27 protein-coding genes are annotated in these 18,290 nt (G+C 41.9%); 18 read left to right on the forward strand and 9 right to left on the reverse strand.

What is annotated here, in order from left to right; all coding sequences use genetic code 11:
• The first annotated feature begins 158 nt into the window (after positions 1-158).
• Both CRG89_RS08570 and CRG89_RS01870 read left to right on the forward strand, forming a co-directional pair.
• A complete protein-coding gene (locus tag CRG89_RS08570; protein ID WP_148695261.1) occupies positions 159-473 on the forward strand; it encodes a hypothetical protein in 315 nt (104 codons plus the stop codon).
• 10 nt (positions 474-483) lie between these two features.
• The gene (locus CRG89_RS01870; RefSeq protein ID WP_103286677.1) at positions 484-1,056 is read left to right on the forward strand and encodes a hypothetical protein; all 573 of its coding nucleotides are present in this window, start codon (positions 484-486) and stop codon (positions 1,054-1,056) included.
• A 6-nt stretch (positions 1,057-1,062) separates the two neighbouring features.
• On the opposite strand, the gene CRG89_RS01875 is transcribed toward CRG89_RS01870, so the two are convergent.
• Complete coding sequence (locus tag CRG89_RS01875; RefSeq protein ID WP_197706602.1) at positions 1,063-1,395, reverse strand: MGMT family protein; 333 nt, start codon at positions 1,393-1,395, stop codon at positions 1,063-1,065.
• Positions 1,395-2,282 (reverse strand): D-aminoacyl-tRNA deacylase, encoded by an 888-nt coding sequence (locus tag CRG89_RS01880; protein ID WP_103286678.1) that lies wholly within the window; start codon positions 2,280-2,282, stop codon positions 1,395-1,397. The genes CRG89_RS01875 and CRG89_RS01880 overlap by 1 nt, the downstream gene beginning before the upstream one ends.
• Before the next feature lie 40 nt (positions 2,283-2,322).
• On the opposite strand from CRG89_RS01880, the gene CRG89_RS01885 reads away from it, so the two are divergent.
• The 5 genes from CRG89_RS01885 (at position 2,323) to CRG89_RS01905 (ending at position 4,681) form a co-directional block, all read left to right on the forward strand.
• Positions 2,323-2,508 (forward strand): protein translocase SEC61 complex subunit gamma, encoded by a 186-nt coding sequence (locus CRG89_RS01885; protein WP_103286679.1) that lies wholly within the window; start codon positions 2,323-2,325, stop codon positions 2,506-2,508.
• 5 nt (positions 2,509-2,513) lie between these two features.
• Complete coding sequence (locus CRG89_RS01890) at positions 2,514-2,984, forward strand: transcription elongation factor Spt5 (RefSeq protein WP_103286680.1); 471 nt, start codon at positions 2,514-2,516, stop codon at positions 2,982-2,984.
• A gap of 84 nt (positions 2,985-3,068) precedes the next feature.
• Positions 3,069-3,599: a hypothetical protein gene (locus CRG89_RS01895; RefSeq protein WP_103286681.1), complete on the forward strand. Its 531-nt coding sequence runs from the start codon at positions 3,069-3,071 to the stop codon at positions 3,597-3,599.
• Positions 3,600-3,642: 43 nt separating this feature from the next.
• The gene (locus CRG89_RS01900) at positions 3,643-4,122 is read left to right on the forward strand and encodes a 50S ribosomal protein L11 (protein ID WP_103287873.1); all 480 of its coding nucleotides are present in this window, start codon (positions 3,643-3,645) and stop codon (positions 4,120-4,122) included.
• 61 nt (positions 4,123-4,183) lie between these two features.
• On the forward strand, positions 4,184-4,681 hold the full coding sequence (locus tag CRG89_RS01905) for a Dps family protein (protein ID WP_103286682.1): 498 nt from the start codon (positions 4,184-4,186) through the stop codon (positions 4,679-4,681).
• 110 nt (positions 4,682-4,791) lie between these two features.
• On the opposite strand, the gene CRG89_RS01910 is transcribed toward CRG89_RS01905, so the two are convergent.
• Positions 4,792-5,283, reverse strand: a complete 492-nt coding sequence (locus CRG89_RS01910) for an Lrp/AsnC family transcriptional regulator (protein ID WP_103286683.1) — start codon at positions 5,281-5,283, stop codon at positions 4,792-4,794.
• A gap of 134 nt (positions 5,284-5,417) precedes the next feature.
• Here CRG89_RS01910 and CRG89_RS01915 point away from each other — a divergent pair, with 134 nt between their 5' ends.
• The 3 genes from CRG89_RS01915 (at position 5,418) to CRG89_RS01925 (ending at position 7,510) form a co-directional block, all read left to right on the forward strand.
• On the forward strand, positions 5,418-6,074 hold the full coding sequence (locus tag CRG89_RS01915; protein WP_197706601.1) for a 50S ribosomal protein L1: 657 nt from the start codon (positions 5,418-5,420) through the stop codon (positions 6,072-6,074).
• On the forward strand, positions 6,071-6,937 hold the full coding sequence (locus CRG89_RS01920) for a 50S ribosomal protein L10 (RefSeq protein ID WP_103286685.1): 867 nt from the start codon (positions 6,071-6,073) through the stop codon (positions 6,935-6,937). Before CRG89_RS01915 ends, CRG89_RS01920 begins: the two co-directional genes overlap by 4 nt.
• 162 nt (positions 6,938-7,099) lie before the next feature.
• Entirely contained in the window at positions 7,100-7,510 is a 411-nt protein-coding gene (locus CRG89_RS01925; RefSeq protein WP_103286686.1) for a hypothetical protein, read from the forward strand.
• Positions 7,511-7,644: 134 nt separating this feature from the next.
• Here CRG89_RS01925 and rpl12p read toward each other — a convergent pair whose 3' ends face one another.
• From rpl12p to radA, 3 genes are all read right to left on the reverse strand, one after another.
• Positions 7,645-7,956, reverse strand: a complete 312-nt coding sequence (gene rpl12p / locus CRG89_RS01930; RefSeq protein ID WP_103287874.1) for a 50S ribosomal protein P1 — start codon at positions 7,954-7,956, stop codon at positions 7,645-7,647.
• A gap of 66 nt (positions 7,957-8,022) precedes the next feature.
• Positions 8,023-8,526, reverse strand: a complete 504-nt coding sequence (locus CRG89_RS01935; RefSeq protein WP_103286687.1) for a hypothetical protein — start codon at positions 8,524-8,526, stop codon at positions 8,023-8,025.
• A gap of 45 nt (positions 8,527-8,571) precedes the next feature.
• Positions 8,572-9,588 (reverse strand): DNA repair and recombination protein RadA, encoded by a 1,017-nt coding sequence (gene radA / locus CRG89_RS01940; protein ID WP_103286688.1) that lies wholly within the window; start codon positions 9,586-9,588, stop codon positions 8,572-8,574.
• A gap of 107 nt (positions 9,589-9,695) precedes the next feature.
• On the opposite strand from radA, the gene CRG89_RS01945 reads away from it, so the two are divergent.
• Positions 9,696-10,118: a hypothetical protein gene (locus tag CRG89_RS01945; RefSeq protein WP_103286689.1), complete on the forward strand. Its 423-nt coding sequence runs from the start codon at positions 9,696-9,698 to the stop codon at positions 10,116-10,118.
• A 73-nt stretch (positions 10,119-10,191) separates the two neighbouring features.
• Positions 10,192-10,548: an AbrB/MazE/SpoVT family DNA-binding domain-containing protein gene (locus tag CRG89_RS08960; protein ID WP_103286690.1), complete on the forward strand. Its 357-nt coding sequence runs from the start codon at positions 10,192-10,194 to the stop codon at positions 10,546-10,548.
• A gap of 114 nt (positions 10,549-10,662) precedes the next feature.
• On the opposite strand, the gene CRG89_RS01955 is transcribed toward CRG89_RS08960, so the two are convergent.
• Positions 10,663-11,448: a helix-turn-helix transcriptional regulator gene (locus CRG89_RS01955; RefSeq protein ID WP_103286691.1), complete on the reverse strand. Its 786-nt coding sequence runs from the start codon at positions 11,446-11,448 to the stop codon at positions 10,663-10,665.
• Between the two features lie 112 nt (positions 11,449-11,560).
• On the opposite strand from CRG89_RS01955, the gene CRG89_RS01960 reads away from it, so the two are divergent.
• From CRG89_RS01960 to CRG89_RS01975, 4 genes are all read left to right on the forward strand, one after another.
• A complete protein-coding gene (locus CRG89_RS01960) occupies positions 11,561-11,926 on the forward strand; it encodes a hypothetical protein (RefSeq protein ID WP_148695260.1) in 366 nt (121 codons plus the stop codon).
• 146 nt (positions 11,927-12,072) lie between these two features.
• Complete coding sequence (locus tag CRG89_RS01965) at positions 12,073-12,696, forward strand: Lrp/AsnC ligand binding domain-containing protein (protein ID WP_103286693.1); 624 nt, start codon at positions 12,073-12,075, stop codon at positions 12,694-12,696.
• Between the two features lie 92 nt (positions 12,697-12,788).
• On the forward strand, positions 12,789-13,109 hold the full coding sequence (locus CRG89_RS01970; RefSeq protein ID WP_103286694.1) for a hypothetical protein: 321 nt from the start codon (positions 12,789-12,791) through the stop codon (positions 13,107-13,109).
• 127 nt (positions 13,110-13,236) lie between these two features.
• Positions 13,237-14,058 (forward strand): alpha/beta fold hydrolase, encoded by an 822-nt coding sequence (locus CRG89_RS01975; protein WP_103286695.1) that lies wholly within the window; start codon positions 13,237-13,239, stop codon positions 14,056-14,058.
• On the opposite strand, the gene phaC is transcribed toward CRG89_RS01975, so the two are convergent.
• Complete coding sequence (gene phaC / locus CRG89_RS01980) at positions 14,018-15,109, reverse strand: class III poly(R)-hydroxyalkanoic acid synthase subunit PhaC (RefSeq protein WP_103286696.1); 1,092 nt, start codon at positions 15,107-15,109, stop codon at positions 14,018-14,020. The two genes, CRG89_RS01975 and phaC, sit on opposite strands and share 41 nt — an antisense overlap.
• Positions 15,110-15,213: 104 nt before the next feature.
• Positions 15,214-15,786, reverse strand: coding sequence for a poly(R)-hydroxyalkanoic acid synthase subunit PhaE (locus CRG89_RS01985; RefSeq protein WP_231911585.1), 573 nt, complete (start codon positions 15,784-15,786; stop codon positions 15,214-15,216).
• Between the two features lie 165 nt (positions 15,787-15,951).
• Between CRG89_RS01985 and CRG89_RS01990 the strand changes: the two genes are divergently transcribed.
• Together CRG89_RS01990 and CRG89_RS01995 are read left to right on the forward strand one after the other, a co-directional pair.
• Positions 15,952-17,349 carry an NAD-dependent succinate-semialdehyde dehydrogenase gene (locus tag CRG89_RS01990; protein WP_103286698.1) on the forward strand — a complete coding sequence of 466 codons (1,398 nt, stop codon included), beginning with the start codon at positions 15,952-15,954 and terminating at the stop codon, positions 17,347-17,349.
• 80 nt (positions 17,350-17,429) lie between these two features.
• Entirely contained in the window at positions 17,430-18,290 is an 861-nt protein-coding gene (locus CRG89_RS01995) for an NAD+ synthase (protein WP_103286699.1), read from the forward strand.

The following is an 18,290-nucleotide window of genomic DNA, read 5'->3' on the forward strand; positions in this document are numbered from 1 at the left end:
TCCAACTATCCTTGGTAGTATCAGTATTAGGCAGTATAGTTAGCACTAGTATACCCATTAATGAGGCTACAGCTGTAAGAGTATGGAATAAAACACTGCCATGCACTTGGTCAACTACAAGCACGAGTTTTACTACAGTAAATTGTAGTAGTACGTATATGAGTATATCTTACACATGTAATAGCAGTAGTGGTTGCGGTGCACTAGCAGTAAGCAACTTTGAGCAGTTCGTAGGCTATGGAGGGTTCTTCTTTACAGAGTTAAGGGTAGACGGTTCAACGAGAACTAAAGGCTTCACACAGTGTGTTGGTATGGGTAGCAGTTGTGCGCTAGATGATAGAATGGCAGCGTTATCAATAGCAGAGCCTATAGATTACAATGATACAGATAAATTCATCCTTGTAGGTAGAGTAGGGAGTACATCAACCACAGGATATATATATGCTTATGCTGTACTTAACCTTATAGTGTGAGGGATGGGATATGATGAGGCGCTATTATTATATTATACCAGCAATAATAGTTGTTATAGCAATAGCAGGAATAGTAGGGATAAGGGCCTTCAACGATTATCCTAGTGTAGATGAGAGGCTTATGGAGAAGATCCAAAGAGAGAGTTCGTATGGCGCAAATCTAACCTATACTGGACCTGAACCTGTACAGAGTGGGAGGCTTACTGTCTTCATACTACCATATACAAAGATGGATGCTGGATCAGCACTGAATGCAATAGAGAGTATTGTAGGGATGAGGCTTAGAGACGATGCTAGAAGTGGAGCATCTCTCAAGGGGCAGTACGATAACGATGGTAATATACTAGCCCCTGCAGATACTATAAGGTTTGTAATAGACCCAACTATAAAGAAGGCAGATGGCTCACCACTGACAGTTGATGATCTTGATAAGGAGTTCCTATTCGGCAATAATGTTACTGTTGGTGGTGTAGGTCTTAAGGATGGCTCTGGTGTAGGAGCAACCATACTTGTAGTTGATAGTTACTATGAGGATGCTGTAAAGGCTAAACTGGATGATATAAGGGCTGTGCTCATGGGCTGAGCCTTATCACCTATTTATTTTATCTAACCTGAACCTTACAGAATCAAAGTCAACTATCATCCCTTTACCATCTATCCTTATACCTTCACCCTCAAGCAGCCTCCTCTTAGCCTCATAACCATGCATGTACCCTCCTACTCTACCATCTGATCTTACAACCCTATGGCATGGTACAACTACTGGGTTAGGATTCCTATTCAATATCTTCCCAACTAACCTGTATGCTTTTGGCTTCCCTAACGCCCTTGCTAAATCTGAGTATGTACAGACTCTACCCTCAGGTACCATGCTAACCAATCTGTATACCATAATACTCATCTCATCCATACTCATGTTCATTATACCCTGATCACCTCCATCCCCTCAACACTATTTGCAAGGTTAACTATTCTATCCTTCTCACTCCCTAGACCCTTCCAGTCAAGTATTATGTACCTTACAGGCTCTATGCTCTTTGCTATCATCTGCCTAAGCATTAACTCATCAACGTGCTTAAGGTTATGCTTAGATGCAACACTTGCCAATGCTATATCAGAGTCTATAAGCAGATTTGTGAACTTCTCAGGGTAGTGTGTTCCTCCAAGTGCTATCCCAACCTTTCTACCATACTCCTTGAAGTTTACTATGCTGGATAGCAGAGACTCACATGTAACGCTAATAGCATCCATATCACTCCATTCCCTCTCACTAGAGCCTATCTCTATGAAGAGTACAGGCTTTGCTAGGGATGTTGGACCATGATGTGTAGCCTCTATAACTATATCGTAGTTTGGAACCTTGCCCCTATTTGAGTAGAGGTTTAGCATGTAGCACTTCTGAAGACTTGGATACGTGTATGCCAACTCTCTAGCGTTACCTCCCATGACAGCATGTGAGAAGTTCCCAGTACTATGGCATGTTAGGGTAGGCTTATTGCTCTTAGATCTATGCCTTGATAGGAAGATGTAGCAATCAACATCAATAACCATAGTTGCATTGGTATCATTGCTATCATGCTTCTTACTATTACTATTACTACTATTACTACTAAGCCATTGGTCTATCCACTCTGCCTCTAGTACACTACCATCTATTAGCATGAGAGCAAAGTATGGGCATGAGTAGATCTTCCTACTGCTGCTATTACTCCCATCATTATACACCTCCATACTGCACTGAGTGATTAGGTATGATGCCATATTCATTGCACAGATATCATCCCTTGAGGCTATCAGTAATGGGTACATGGAAAGAAATATTATATTATGTCTTATTTATAGAATAGGCATGCTAGCAAGGATAGAGAACAGGTTGAGGGAGATGTACAATACGCTCAAGCTAACCAAGAAGCCAGATAGGGAGGAGTACAATATACACTTGAGGATGCTCCTCCTAGGGCTAGGGGTTGTAGGGGTACTAGCATTCATAATACAGTTGATAGCAACGTACATAACACTAACATTCGGAGGCTAGTTGGGTTGCCAGAGTCTAAATTCTTCATAATAAGGACTACTGGGGGGCAGGAGCATACAGTTGCAAGGCTTATAGAGAATAGAATAGCAATAAAGAACATAGGCATACTATCCGTACTCGTGCTAGATAACATGAAGGGCTACATAATCATAGAGGCTATGGATGGGAATGCTTTGATAGAGGCATTATCTGGGCTCAAGCATGTTAGGGGGCAGTTGAAGGGTGAGATGGACTTTAAGGATATAGAGGGGATGCTCATAAAGAAGCCAGCAGTAAGTGAGCTTGCAGTAGATGATGTTGTTGAGATAATAGGAGGACCATTCAAGGGTATGAAGGCAAGGATAACAAGGGTTGATTACGATAAGCAAGAAGCAAGGGTTGTGCTACTGGATGCTCAATACCAACTACCAGTAACTATAGATACAAACTACCTCAAGTTGCTACAGAAGGCATCACAGCAGCAGAAGGCTGAATGAGATTAATGGATAATAATGATGGTAATAATAACAATGGTATTATAGCCAGATAATATTATATACAGTAAATTGCTAACCATCTCCATGGTAAGGATCAATCTAACCATCATGAATACTGTTGGTATGATGGTACTGTTACTCTCATCATTCTTGGGCATGGGTTATGCTGAGGGTATGGAGGATGGGGCTCACGATAAGGATAGGATGCATGATACTAGCAAGTTACATGCTGCTAGCACTGTAGCAGGTTTGCATGTAGAGTTGATAGTAGAACCAGCAGTTATAGAGCCAAACATGCCTGTAAGGTTCTCCCATGAGTTCATGGATAGTGTTACAGGAGAGTTGAGGGATATAGTGCCACACACATTTGTTATAATGAAGGATGGAAGTATCATATTCGAGGAGTATGCAGAGCATGCAGGGTATGTACATGAGTTCATATTCAAGGAGGAGCATAAGGGCCCATTAACCATTCTGATAAGGGATGTTAACAACACAGGTGAGGATGCTGGGTTCACCATAAACGTTGTACCAGAGTTCCCTGCAGCAATGATAGTGATGATAACTGCTACTGCATCTGCACTTCTCTTTGGGAGAAGGTTAATGCGTGTATAATGAATGGTTAAGAATAATAATATCATTGAAAGAGCATAATGGTATGGGAGAGAAGAAGACAATATCACTCCTTGTTACTGGAGGAGAGGCTAATGCTGGACCACCCCTAGGCCCATCCCTAGGACCTTTAGGCGTTAATGTACTTGCTGTTGTTAATGCAATAAATGAGAAGACTAGAGAGTATGCTGGTATGAAGGTACCAGTTAAGGTTGAGGTTGATGTTGAGAGCAAAGAATTCACTATAGATGTTGGTATACCCCCTACTGCGATGCTGATCATGAAGGAGGCAGGGATAAGCAAGGGGTCTGGCAAGCCTGGACAGGAGTATGTTGGGGATATAACGATGGATAAGGTGCTCAAGATAGCAAGGCTAAAGATCAACTCAAGCTATGCTAGGAGCCTAATGGCAGCAGTTAAGGAGGTTATAGGAGCATGTGGTAGCCTAGGTGTTACTGTTGATGGGAAGAAGCCAAAGGAAGTCTTGAAGGCAATAGATGATGGTAAGGTAAAGATAGAGGTATAGTATAGGCAATGCGATTATAGTAGTAGGTAAATCTTAAATATCATGGATAGTTACATTGTATATGGAGGTTACAGTAACAACCACACCTAAAATAGATATAGGACTAAGCAAGGAGAGTCGTGAGGGTACAATAAAGATACTTACAGTGTTACTTGCTGATGAGTATACACTCTACACCAAGACCAAGAACTACCATTGGAATGTTACTGGTACAAACTTCAATGAGTTGCATGAGTTCTTCGGCAAGCAGTATGAAGAGCTTGATGAGATCATAGATGAGGTTGCAGAGAGGATAAGGCAGTTGGGAGGGTATGCAACTGGAACGCTTGCAGAGTTCCTATCCATGGCAAGGATAAAGGAGGAGCCAGGCAAGTATCCAGATGCAAGGAGCATGCTAAGCAACCTGCTGAGCGATCATGAGTATATCATACGTACCATCAGGAAGGATGCTGATACTGTTGCAGATAACTACCATGACATGGGCACAAATGACTTCCTTATAGGAATAATGCAGAGGCATGAGAAGATGGCTTGGATGTTAAGAGCGTATCTGGAATAGAGTATAGTACCATCAAAAACTCTTCTTATTTATTGTAACTATTTTGTAGACATAATATTAGTATTAAGAGTAGCAACCAACTAAAAATTATAATTTGTGTTATTATCTACCTATTCAAGTACTACCTTCTGCTTCTGCTGTTCAAGCAGTGACTTTACATACACAGCCTTATTCTCGCTCTTGTGTAGTTCAACAAACGTCTCTGTGTTAAGTATACCATCTATCTTACCTATCCTATTTATAACAACATTGTGCAACTCCTCTAGGTTCTTTACACCTATGCTCACAAGCATATCAAACCTCCCAGACACCTCTGAGATGTTAGTTACCTGAGGTATATTCTTTATCTCCTCATACACATGCTGCTTTGCCTTTGGATCCCTGTTTATCCCAACTATAGCATTTATGTTAACCCCTAACTTGCTCTCATCCATTATGATCGTATACTTCTTTATCACCCCAAGCTTGAGCAGTCTCTTTATCCTGCTGTATATCACCGATGTGTTTGCACCTATCTTCCTACTCATCTCTGGCACTGATATGGAGGCATCGTTAACCAGTTCGTAGAGTATCTTCAGATCCAACTCATCAAGCCTGTTCAATCTATCATAGATCTATATAACACTCCTTAATAAATATAATTATTGTTCTATAGCATAGGGAATTTTTCAGCATATAAGTCAAGCATAGTGCAAGGGGAAACTATTTTAATAGCATCAGATCTAGCAAGATAGAATTGGATTTAGATCTACTCAATCTGGTAAAGGAGGCAAGGGAGAAGGCAGGTAAGAGGAACTTCAAGCAGAGCGTAGATCTCATACTGGTACTGAAGGATATAGATGTTAAGAAAGGCTTCTCTATCAATGAGGTTGTAGCATTACCCCATACACCAAACAAGAAGGCAAAGGTATGTGTAATAGCATCTGGCGATCTAGCGTTAAGAGCAAGGAGGGCCAATGCAGACAAGGTTATAGAGGGTACTGAGTTGAGCGCACTTGCAAATAACAAGCGTGAAGCAAAGAAACTATCAAGCATGTACGACTTCTTCCTTGCAGATACGCAGTTGATGCCAACGGTAGGTAAAGTGCTTGGTCCAGTTCTAGGTCCCAAGGGCAAGATGGCTATGCCATTGCCATTCAATGCACAAGTAGATGCTATGCTTGATAGGTTGAGATCATCTACTAGGGCAAGGACAAGGAACCAACTCATGGTAGCATGTAGGATAGGGGATGAGGATATGGATGATAAGATGCTGGCAGAGAATGCTATGGCAGTTATAAATGCTGTAGAGAAGAAACTCCCAGCAGGAGAGAGGAATATAGCAGAGATAATGCTCAAGTTCACCATGGGTAGAGTAGCAAGGCTCATACCAACAAAGGTGGTGGCAAGATGATTCAACAACAGCAGCAGGCAAAGGTCTATCCAGAGAAGAAGGTAAGGATGTACAGGATGCTGCAGGAGGAAGCAAGCAGGTATAGAGCAATAGCACTTGTTAAGATGGATAAGGTAAGATCAACGCAACTTATGCCATTGAGGAAGATACTTGCAGATGAGGCAAAGATGATCATGGTTAAGAACAGGCTTGCAGTTAAGGCGCTCTCTGGCTCAGGTGTTAAGGGTATAGAGAAGATACTCAAGGAGATGGAGGGTCAGAACCTCCTCATCTTCACAAACATGAACCCATTCAAGTTACAGATGCTACTGGAGAAGAACAAGGTGTATCTTCCAGCCAAGGGTGGAGATGTTGCAACAGAGGATATAGTTGTTCCAGCAGGCAACACTGGTCTTGCACCAGGTCCAATACTCTCAGAGTTTAGAGAGGCAAAGATACAGACCAAGATAGAGGAAGGGACTGTATGGATAGCAAAGGATACCGTGGTTGCAAAGGCTGGGGAAGTTATATCCATGAAGCTTGCATCACTGCTCAGCAAACTAGGCATAAAGCCCATAAAGGCTGGGGTTAACCTCCACATGGTCCTTGAGGATGGTCTTGTGTACAGGAGCGAGGATCTAAAGTTGGATGTTGAAGCATACAGGAAGAGCATAGAAGAGGCATACAGCAATGCACTTACACTAGCAGTTAATGCTGCATACCCAACCAAGGAGAGCATAGCAATGATAGTAAGTAGAGCATACAGCAATGCACTTACACTAGCAGTTAATGCTGCATATCCAGCAAGAGAGGTTATAAGGGAACTGCTGATGCTTGCAGAGGCACATGCACAAACAATAGCAAGACAGGCTAATATCCAATGAATTATGAATTGCTAAACTAGAGAAGCAGCATTAATAATAGTAATAGTAGTAGTGCTAATAGCAATAGTAGTAGTAAAAAGAACAACAATAATAGTAACAATAGAAGTAATTAACCGATTATACACACAAATGCATAGATTCTAATCACAATATAAGGGATGTATGTGGCGCCTTAATGTTAGGAGGATGTACCTCAACAATGTATTCGATGTTGGGAAGTTCTTTGTAAACAGAAGGTTCAATATACAGCATGGTGAACTACTGCTACTGCAGTTGGTTAAGAAGGATGATCCTAGGCATCTAGGTAGGATAAGGGGGATCATGGAGTCTGATGGGGTTGTGGAGGATGAGCATGATGAGTCTGTAGAACTGTATGGTAGGAAGTGGAAGTATGCCATTCTAGCAAGTAGGAGCATAAGGTTACAGCCTAGGGACTGGTTCGATCTAGATGATATCATAGGTATCAATGCAAGGAAGTACTATACACAGGTTGAGGCTATGAGGCTTGAGCATGATGATGCTCTAGCAGTAGAGAGAAGGCTAGCAAGGTATCTTAAGCATATCAAGCAATAAATAATATAGATAATTAGATCGTACAACTCATATGCTCTACTATGCTATACTATAATGTAACTACCATACTTGTTACCTTCCTTCACTCTGCTCTAATCATCTCTACTACTGCAATATAATCAGATATCTATAGTTTAGCCGAATAGTGCTGATAACCCTGCCATGGCCTCCTCCTCGCCCTTCTTCTCCTCCTCTTCCTCCTTCTTCTCCTCCTTAGGCTTGGCTTCTGCTGGTTTGGCTTCTGCTGGTGCTGCGCTAGGAGCAGCTACAAGAGGAGTACTCTTCAAAGCCTCATCTATATTGATCTCTGCAAGTGCACTAACCAGAGCCTTAACCTTAACGTCATCTGGCTCAACGCCTGCAGCCTTTACCACGTTCTTTATGCTATCCTCATCTATCTTCTGCCCAGTCTTGTGTAGTAGTAATGCAGCGTAAACATACTCCATTGCCATGGCATTCCTCTTTACAATGGGTAATATAAAACTACATAGTGTAGAGGATGGTTGCATCAGTTAGAGTATCCGAAGTTGTCTAGCAACTGCAGATACAGTCTGCTTGAACTCACTATCGTAGATGGAGTTGTACTTCTCCATGAATATCTGCCTAGCCTCCTCCCTCCTAGGATCTATGGGGGATAGTAGTATAGAGAATAACTCTGGATAACCATCCCTTACCCATGTCTCTATCTCTGAGTAGCGCTTTGCACTTATCCTTACAATTGCACTGTTTGGTTTGAGGTAATCATCAAAGATACCGTACTCAACCCTATCTATGATGATGTGTATTATGTTATCTGGCGTAGGTGATCTGAGCACCTCCTGCTGCCTTTGTGTTATCCTCCCACTCCTAGCCCTATCAAGCAAGCCTATAGGCTTTATGTATATACCTGTAACCTTAATCCTATCCATCTCTGCAAAGTTAACATATCCTAATACTACCTTACTGTAACTACCTTCATCAATAGTTGCAAATACGTAATCCCCTTCCTTAACCTGTTTCTTACCAAAACCTAGCATACTATAACTCTACATGCAGTATATTTAAATATATTCGCTTATACGTTAAGCGTTGCTGCTATTACTGTTACTACTCCCCTTCCCCTTCTTCTCCTTCTCCTCAACATCCTCTACGCCCTTCTCGCTCAGCACGAATGTAACCTCCCTCTCTGGATGGTATGGACTATCTACCATCCTTGCTATCCTATGCCTTCCAGAGCGCTTCAGATACACCCTGTACGTACTTGTATGTGCTACAACATGCCCACCTGTAGGCTTGAATGGGTCGCCAAAGAACATATCTGGTGAAGCCTGTATCTGGTTTGTTGCTACTGCTGCCACATTGTAAGTCTCTGCTATCCTAAGGAGCATGTGCATGAACTTGTTTAGCCTCTGCTGCCTCTCTGCCAATGTACCCCTCCCTAGGAACTCTGCCCTATAGTGGGCTACTGCAGAGTCAACTATGAGTAACTTTACATTATGCTGCTCTATTATCTTGCTTGCCCCCTCAAGTATCAACTCCTGATGTGAACTGTTGTATGCTTTAGCAACTATTATCCTGTCTAGGGCTACTGCTGGGTCCAAACCCCTAGCCTCTGCTATGGAGTATATACGCTCTGGCCTAAACGTATTCTCAGAATCTATGTATAGTGCGCCAGCATTTAACCCTCCCTTCTCCTTTGGTAACTGAACCATAACGCATAGAGTATTGCATATCTGAGTCTTGCCTGTGCCATACTCACCATAGAACTCAGTTATAGCCTGGGTCTCAACACCCCCTCCAAGCAACTCATCTAGACTCCTGCAGCCTGTTGATATCCTCTCTATGTTCTGCCTCTTCTTGTATATCTCACTAGCAGTAACAAAGTCCTTCTCCAGCAGTCCTAACTCCACCAACCTAACCCTTGCCCTATTGCATATAGTTACAGCCTTGTCAAGGTCAAGGCCAGTAACATCAGCAATACCTACTGGACCTCTAACTACAAGGTCCATTATGTTCCTTACACCAGCATCGATCAACTTCTGCTTGGTAACTGGTCCTATACCCTCTATACCCTCTAACTCCAACTCCTCTTCTAGCATTCCATAACAATAAGGATGAATCGTTATAATAAACCTTTACACCCATCCATATACCATACTAAACCAGAAACACTTATATATATTGGTTTTTTATACCAATATAAGCCATGAGCGAGACTGAACGTGCTGGAAGGAGTATATTCGACATATACAGGGATAGCGTGGTCAATATGATAAATGAGTTTGACAAGGTAAGACCAGCATATATGCAATCCATAACCAATCTACAGAATCAAGCAATAGATAGCATAAGGAAGTTGACGGAACTAACGCTTAGTGCACAGAGGGAGTTCATAGAGCCTATGAGGTTACCAGCAGTACCAGAGGCATGGATAAGGGGTACTGATGAGTTGAACGATGCACTGACAAAGACAACATCTATAGCAAACAAGGTTATGATTGCAAGCATAGATACTGCTACACAGAACATGAAGATAGCAACAGATGCATGTGAGACATTTGCTAGGATAAACCAGAACATAATAAAGAGCATAAGGAGTACATTCATGCCAACAAGGGAGAGTAGTTAGCTAGTAAGTAACTTACTAACAACGCCTCCAATTTATTTCTTGGTTTATATAGAGTATAGGGGCAAGAGATAGTATGAGTAGTATGGGTGAGCAGAAGGAGCAGCAACAAGAGCAACAGCAGTATAAGAAGAAGGGTGCTAGCAGTAGTAGCAGTAGTAGCAGCAGCGATCTAGGATCATTTGCAAGCCATATCCAGCTTATGCAGATGGATATGATAAAGCAGATGCTATCAATGCAGATTGATGCCATGCAGAACTTTGCAAATACGCTACAACTCCTAACTAGGTTCAATGCAGTATTCAAGACAACAGTTCAGAGCAATGGTAGGATATCCATACCAGAAGCTGAGAGGAAGGCACTAGGCATAGAGGAAGGTGACCTTGTCCAAGTTATAATAATACCATTAGAGAAGCAGAAGAGAGAAGCATGAGTTAAGAGAAAGAAAGGTAGTAGTAATAATAAAAGAGGGCATCTATGTTATATGTTAAACTTGATAGAGACCATTTGATGCAGTTATTGTATCTATGCACTAATTACAAGATGGTCAATTTGTATAAGATTGGAGGTTCTTCATACTACATCTAGCCCAATAGAACTCAAACGTATCCTTGCACCACCTATGGAATGTTCTATCACTGCTCTTGAAACTATATGTAAAGTCAATCCTTCCATTGATGTGAGGGAAGCATAACCCTGCCCTCCTCTCATTAATGGCCATTGCAAATCTGATGTTATTCATGAACCTTATGCTTACCTTCTTGTCGTGAAAGATGCTCTTTATCTTTCTATACTCCCCACTACTCATACTCCCTGCTCCAAGTATAGCCCTGATCTCCACATCCTTGTTATAATCTATTATACTCTTTGCTATGAACTCTGGCTTTATTATAATCTGATCTGATATAAGCAGTATATACTCCTCAGCCTCTTCTATTATCTTCTCTGCACCATTCAACACATCAGCAAGGTTACTGCTATGCTCATGTTCTGCTATCTCCCCTATACCATTTATAGACTCCTCTGGCAGGAATGATATATCATGTGTTAGGAAGTAATCCCCATCCTCAAGCACCAGCTTGAACTGCTGCAGCATCCTCATAGTTATGCTCCCTAGCATGGTTATCCTATAGTATCCATTGCCATCTCTCTCAACCAACCTCATACTACTCAACCTAGAGAGGTGCCTTGATGCCTCCTGCACACTTGCATTTAGCCTCTTTGCCACATCTGTTAGCCTAAGCCTCTCCCTGCTAAGTTCATGCATTATTGTAAGCCTATCCTTACTTGCAAGTACGAAGAGCAGCCTATCAAGCCCATCAATATATACCAACCATCTTCAAGACTATATCAACACTACTGTTCAATATTAAACCTTCCTATTAAAATATAGTTAAAAATCCCTATTAGAGATATGTGGTTGGTTGATTGAGTGGGTGGGGAGGATGGAATTTACTGCACTGGCAGAGAGGATGATGGCATCTACAAATTCTATACACTTCATATGCATACTAAGCAGGGATGGCTCCCTACTCCATTGGTTAGATAGGAATGGTTATAGTATGAAGAGGCTACCTAGAGGATTCTTCAAGCAGGTTGCTATAGAGGCTGAGATGTACAAGATACTTAGCGATGAGTATGGTGATGTTAGATTCACATATACAGAGAGGGCAAGAGCAAAGCAACTTATAATCTTTGGAAAGAGCAGTATGATGGTAGTTAGTCTAGAACCTAGAATAGAGACATCGAAGGCACTACAGATTGTGGATGAGGTTGTGAAGGTTATCAAGACAGTAGCAGTACGTACATAATCAAACCATGATAGGCAGTATATAGATGGGCTATGATGACTAATTATAGAGTAGAGTATTCAACATGGCTTTGTATGGTATTACAGCATGCTATGATATGCTATGTTAAGCAATAGTCTTTTATACCCTTTGGTTATACCTAAGGTATGCTAACAGCATACATACTTGTGAATACAGAGAGTGGTGCTGAGCGATCCATACTTGACAGGTTGAAGAGGCTACCGCAGGTGAGGGAGAGCAACGCAGTCCTAGGCTCTTACGATGTATTTGCTAAGGTTGAGTGCTACGACATGCTTGAACTCAACAGGGTAGTTACCTTGATAAGATCAATAGAAGGTGTAAAGGCAACAAACACGCTTACAGTCTTCCAGCCATCTATGCTCTTGAGGAAGGTCAATGCAGTCATCCTCCTAGTCTCTGATATGAGTAGGTCGAAGGAGTTCTACGGCTCAGTGCTGGGCTTGAAGTTGAAGTTTGAATCTCCAGACTGGGTTGAGTTCCTTAAGGATGGGGCTGTTCTAGCACTCCATCCAAGCAAGGCAAGGGTTAGCAATGAAGGTGCCATGCTCAGCTTCATAACTAGTGATATAAAGTATGTTAGGGAGAGGCTTAGGAGCATGAACGTTAAGTTCTATGCAGATGTACAGGAGGATGAGAAAGGTAAGTACATGGTTGTAGAGGATCCAGATGGGTATAGGATAGCAATAGTTGAGCCCAAGGTGAAGGAGGAAGCTCCTGCAACAGGCTACTATGGGTTTGCTCCAGTGTAACCAATCTAATGTATTAAGGTAACCAATCCCATCACTATAATGCAAGGGAGTCTATATAGAAAATACTTATATAGAATGAGATCTCTATAATTATGATGAAGAGCTCAGAGACCGAGATAATGTTGATTGTTGATGAGAAGGAGTTAAAGAGACACATCTCCAAGATAAGCAAGGAGATGCCTTCTCTTAACGGTATCCTTAGAGATATAGAGAAGGTTGTAACCCTTTCATGCTCCATAGCATATGATCTGGAGAGGAGGAGAGAGATGGATGAGAAGGAGGATAGTGCTCTCTGCACAAGGCTTAAACTTGCAAGGGCATTGGCATACAACTCTGCCACATCTGCAGCTGCTATAATATCATTACTTGCAGAGTACATCAAGGATAAGAGTGCAAAGGTAGATGGTTACTGAACTAATAATGATACTCATGTAACTTGCACCTAGGTTAGATCCTGGGGTTAGTATCATCCATAATATTAAGTAATTACTCAAAATTAACAAACATTTACATTATATTAGTATGTAATTACCGTTAGGTATGAGGCAGGAGTTTATAACTGTTAGTAACTACAGGATCAGGCTATTGGAGGATGGAACATCTAACTCTAAGCATATAATACTACTTCATGGTATAGGTGCTGCAGCAGAGCGCTGGGCAAAGGTTATACCTTTACTTGCAAAGGATTACCATGTAATTGCTCCAGATATCATAGGCTTTGGTTATAGTGATAAGCCAGATGTAAGTTATACGATGGGGTTCTTCACCTCATTCGTTAGGGATCTAGCATTAACTCTAAAGATAAGGAGGTTCTCACTCATAGGTTCATCACTTGGAGGGCAGATAGCAGCAGAGTTTGCCATAGCATATGGTAGTGATATGCTCAACTCATTGGTCCTTGTTACTCCATCTGGCATGTCAGCTGAGCCTACTCAAGCATTCACACAGTATGTTATGGCTGCACTCTACCCTAACCTAGAGACTGCTAGAAGGGCATTCATGCTCATGAGCTGTGGCAAGCCTGTAGATGAGATCTACCTAAGGGACTTTGTGAACAGGATGATGCTACCAAATGCCAAGTATGCCTTCATATCAACACTCATGGGGATACGTGAAGCAGCATCAACCCTCAAGGAGAGGCTTCACAAGATAAGTGTACCAACGCTCATAATCTGGAGTGAGAGGGACCTTCTCATACCAGTTGAGCATGCATATGAGTTCCAGAGAAGGATAAGCAACTCAAAGCTTATAATAATGAATGGATGTGGACATATACCCTTCTATGAGCAGCCAGAAAAATTTGTGGAGATGGTTACTAACTTCATCGAATCTGTTCTAGCCTCTTACTACTCTTACTCCTGAGCCACTTGCCTACCTCTGGTAGAACCTTGCTCTGGGATAACTTGCTTGCTATAAGCCCTATATGCCCACAGTTATACACCCTAAGCATCTTATCCTCGCTAGAGACATGGTAGTTCAATGGTATGCTACACTCTGGAGAGACTAGATGGTCATCACTTGCAACTATGTTCAGCAATGGTACCTCTATACTCTTGAGATCTATCCTCTTGCCACAGAGTACGAACTTGCCCTTAACAAGGAGGTTACCCTTGTATATATCGTTTATCCACTGCTTGAATAGTCCTCCTGCAATTGCGGGGGTATCGAATAACCACTTCTCTACCCTAAGGAAGTTTGATACAAAGTACTCATCATCTAGATTGTCAAGCAGGTTTATGTACTTGTACATCCCTTGGCTGAATGGCTTGAGCATCATGTAGAACCTATGCAGGAACTCTGCTGGTAGATTCCCATACGTATCTATTATCCTATCAGCATCTATGCTCTTGCATAGATTTGCTACAACGCTTGTATCCTTCTCAGTATCTATAACTGGTGCTATCGTAACTAGGTTTGCAACCTTCTCCTGCTTTAGTGCAGTGTACATAATGCTCATGGTACCTCCTTGGCAGTATCCTAGTAGTGTAACCTTCTCCGCCCCACTCCTATCCCTTACCATATCAACAAGCCTATCTAGATACCTTCCAATGTAATCATCAAAGGTAAGATGCTTATCTATTGGCTCTGGAGTGCCCCAATCAACCATGTACACATCGAATCCCTGCTTTATTAGGTTACCTACAAAGCTCCTATCCTCTTGAAGGTCAAGGATGTAGTACTTGTTTATAAGCGCATAAGTAACTATTACAGGTATTGGATGCAGGTTCTTAGCATCTATAACAGGCTTGTAGTGTAGTAGCCTTATCTTCCTACCAACATAGATAACATCATGTGGAGTTGAGCCAACGCTCACATCATTCTTCCTCATCAACTCCTGTGTCTTCATCAAGCCCTCTTGGTATCTAACGATGCTATCACTTATCATCTGCGCAAGCATAGCATAACTGTACATCTCATAATGAGATGAGGCTACAAATATTTAACCTTTATGGTATAACTCTAGAGAATAATTATAATTTATAATAGAGAAATTATATCCAAAATATAAGGTGGTTATTACTTCGCTAGGGCTGCGTTATGAATATTCTCATCCTTTCTCCTCTCTATATCTTCCTTTAACCTCTTCATCTCATCAGCAAGGTTAGCAATATCACGCTTCATCTTAACCATCTCCCTATACACACTATCCATCTCACTCCTAGTTGGTAATCCTAACTCCTTAAAGTAAACCTCAACTATACCTGCTATACTCTTGAGGAGATCAGCGTAAGACGTGATTATGTTATTCACAACATTACCAAACCTTTGAGACCTAAAGAGTTCATTAAACTCTTGCTCGAATACATCTATCCATGCTTTCCTAGCCTTCTCACCATCCTTGATCTCTGCCATCTTCAGTGCAGCCTTCCTGCTAGCCTCTAGTGATGTTGCACTTAATAGCATATAATACTCTGCTATGCTTGATGCTAGACTTGCACTAATCCTACTATAGCTCAAGAGCGCTTCCTCAGTCACTTCTATAACTCTTATAGGCATGAATGCTCTGAACTGTGGTATTTTACGTATCAACGCTAGCGAATCAAGTAACTTTTCTACCGAATCCATATATTCTTCCCTACCATTCTCCATCTCTAGCACCTACTATATGATATAAGGTTAAGTTATTAAGTTTATTGTGTAATAATCCAATAACAGTTTATACTACAGTTAGCATAAGCTAACACATGATTATCCTCCTCTTATCATAAAGTTAATACAACATTATTTTTATACCTCGCTACCTGTTTATAGGATATGGGTAGTAATAGGATACTAACAATAAATCCTGCTAGCGAGGAGGTTATTGGGGAGCATGATACCATGAGCATGGATGAGGTTATAGCAAGGGTTAAGAAGGCAAAGGAAGCATTCCAGTTATGGAGGAGGGATGCCCATAGAAGGGCATCAGTGCTATATGAGATTGCTAGCATTCTACGCAAGGAGAAGGAGCATCTTGCAAGGGTAGCAACGATGGAGATGGGCAAGACTATAAGGGAGGCAAGGGCAGAGGTTGAGAAGTGTGCTTGGACCATAGAGTACTTTGCAGATAATGGTGAGCACTTCATAGATGATGAGGTTACTGTAACAGATGCAAGGAAGACGTTCATAGCATTCGAGCCACTAGGCGTTATAGGGAGCATAATGCCTTGGAACTTCCCATACTGGCAGAGTATAAGGTTTGCTGCACCAGCACTCATGGCTGGGAACACTATAGTGATGAAGCCATCAAGCATAACTCCTCAATGTGGCAAGGAGTTGGAGAGGATCTTCTCAAGCGTAGATAACCTAGGCATATTCTCTGTAGTCATAGGTGATGGAAGGGTTGGAGAGATGTTGATAGACTCGCCTGTAGATGCTGTAACCTTCACTGGTAGTGTTGAGGTTGGCGCAAAGGTAGCATCAAGGGCAGCAATGCATGTTAAGAAATGTGTGCTTGAACTTGGAGGGAGCGATCCATTCATAGTGCTTGACGATGCTGATGTTGAGAAGGCTTCAAGTGCAGCAGTTAAGGGTAGGTTCATAAACAATGGACAGAGTTGCATAGCAAGTAAGAGGTTTATAGTGATGAGGAGCGTAGCAAAGGAGTTCATAGAGGCATTTGCTAGAAAGGCTGAGAGGATGAAGGTAGGTGACCCAATGCATGAGGATACAGAACTTGGACCATTGGTGAACAAGCATGCATTGGAGTACATAGATGGTATAGTCAAGGAGACTGTGAAGGAAGGAGGGGGAGAGGTCTTGATAGGGGGAGAGAGGATAGGTAGTAAAGGCTACTACTATGCCCCAACCATATTAACCAATGTGAAGGAGAGGATGAGGATAGTTAGGGAGGAGGTCTTTGGCCCTGTAGCACCTATAATGGTTGTAGATGATGAGAAGGAAGCAATAAGGCTTGCTAATGACTCTGAGTTTGGGTTGGGAGCAAGTGTATGGACAACAGACCTTGATAGGGCTGAGAGGGTTGCAAGGGCAATAGAGGCTGGCTTGGTTACTGTTAACAACGTTGTTGTATCAGATCCTAGGGTACCATTTGGGGGTGTAAAGAAGAGTGGGTTTGGTAGAGAACTCTCAAGGTATGGAATGCTTGAGTTCATGAACATAAAGACTGTAAGGTTCTACGATCAACTGATACACTACCATCACGTTGAGTAGTTATATACTTGCTATCAATGAATCTGCTCCTGCCTAGCATAATCTTCTTATAAATAAACTGCTAAGCAAGTAAATAGAGTATGGCAGTAGATGATATGGTAAAGAAGATCACATCATCGCTTGATTATGGGTATGTGAGCAGTAAGATAGAACACTTCCTCTTGGAGAATCTTGAAGGATCAGGAAAGGCTGGATACGTGCTTGGGCTAAGCGGGGGTCTTGACTCTTCAGTAGTTGCTGTACTAGCAGCAAGGGCACTGTATGGTAGAGGCAAGGGCAAGGGCAGTCTCACTGCACTAATCATCCCTCATAGTAGTATAACACCTTCAAGCGATGTGAATGATGCGATAAGGCTTGCTGAGAGCATTAACATAGCATACAGGGTTATAGATATAGGCGATATACACTCATCTCTTGCTGAGAGGCTTCATACTATAGATGGAGGGGGAGAGAATTATAGTAGTGTTGATAATATCAAGTCTAGGATTGCCTCTGGTAACCTACTTGCAAGGTTGAGGATGTGCACCCTCTATTACTACGCAAATGCAAATGACTGCCTTGTGCTAGGCACTAGTGATAGAAGTGAGTTGATGATAGGTTACTACACAAAGTATGGTGATGGGGCAGCAGATATACTCCCAATAGCTGATCTATACAAGGTTCAGGTTAGAGCACTTGCAAGCTATCTGCAGATAGACGATGCAATAATCAGGAAGAAAAGTGGACCAATGCTATGGAAGGGGCACTATGCTGAGCAGGAACTTGGTATGAGCTATGAGGAGATAGACTCCATACTCTACTGCTTGATTGATCTGAAGAGTAGCGTTAAGGATACTGCAAGCATGCTAGGTATAGAGGAGGAGAGGGTAAAGAGTGTTATTAGACTTGTAAGATCTAGCAGGCATAAACGTGCTCCTCCAAGGATATGCCATATACAATAA

This window comes from Candidatus Nitrosocaldus islandicus (genome assembly GCF_002906215.1).
Lineage (GTDB): Archaea > Thermoproteota > Nitrososphaeria > Nitrososphaerales > Nitrosocaldaceae > Nitrosocaldus > Nitrosocaldus cavascurensis.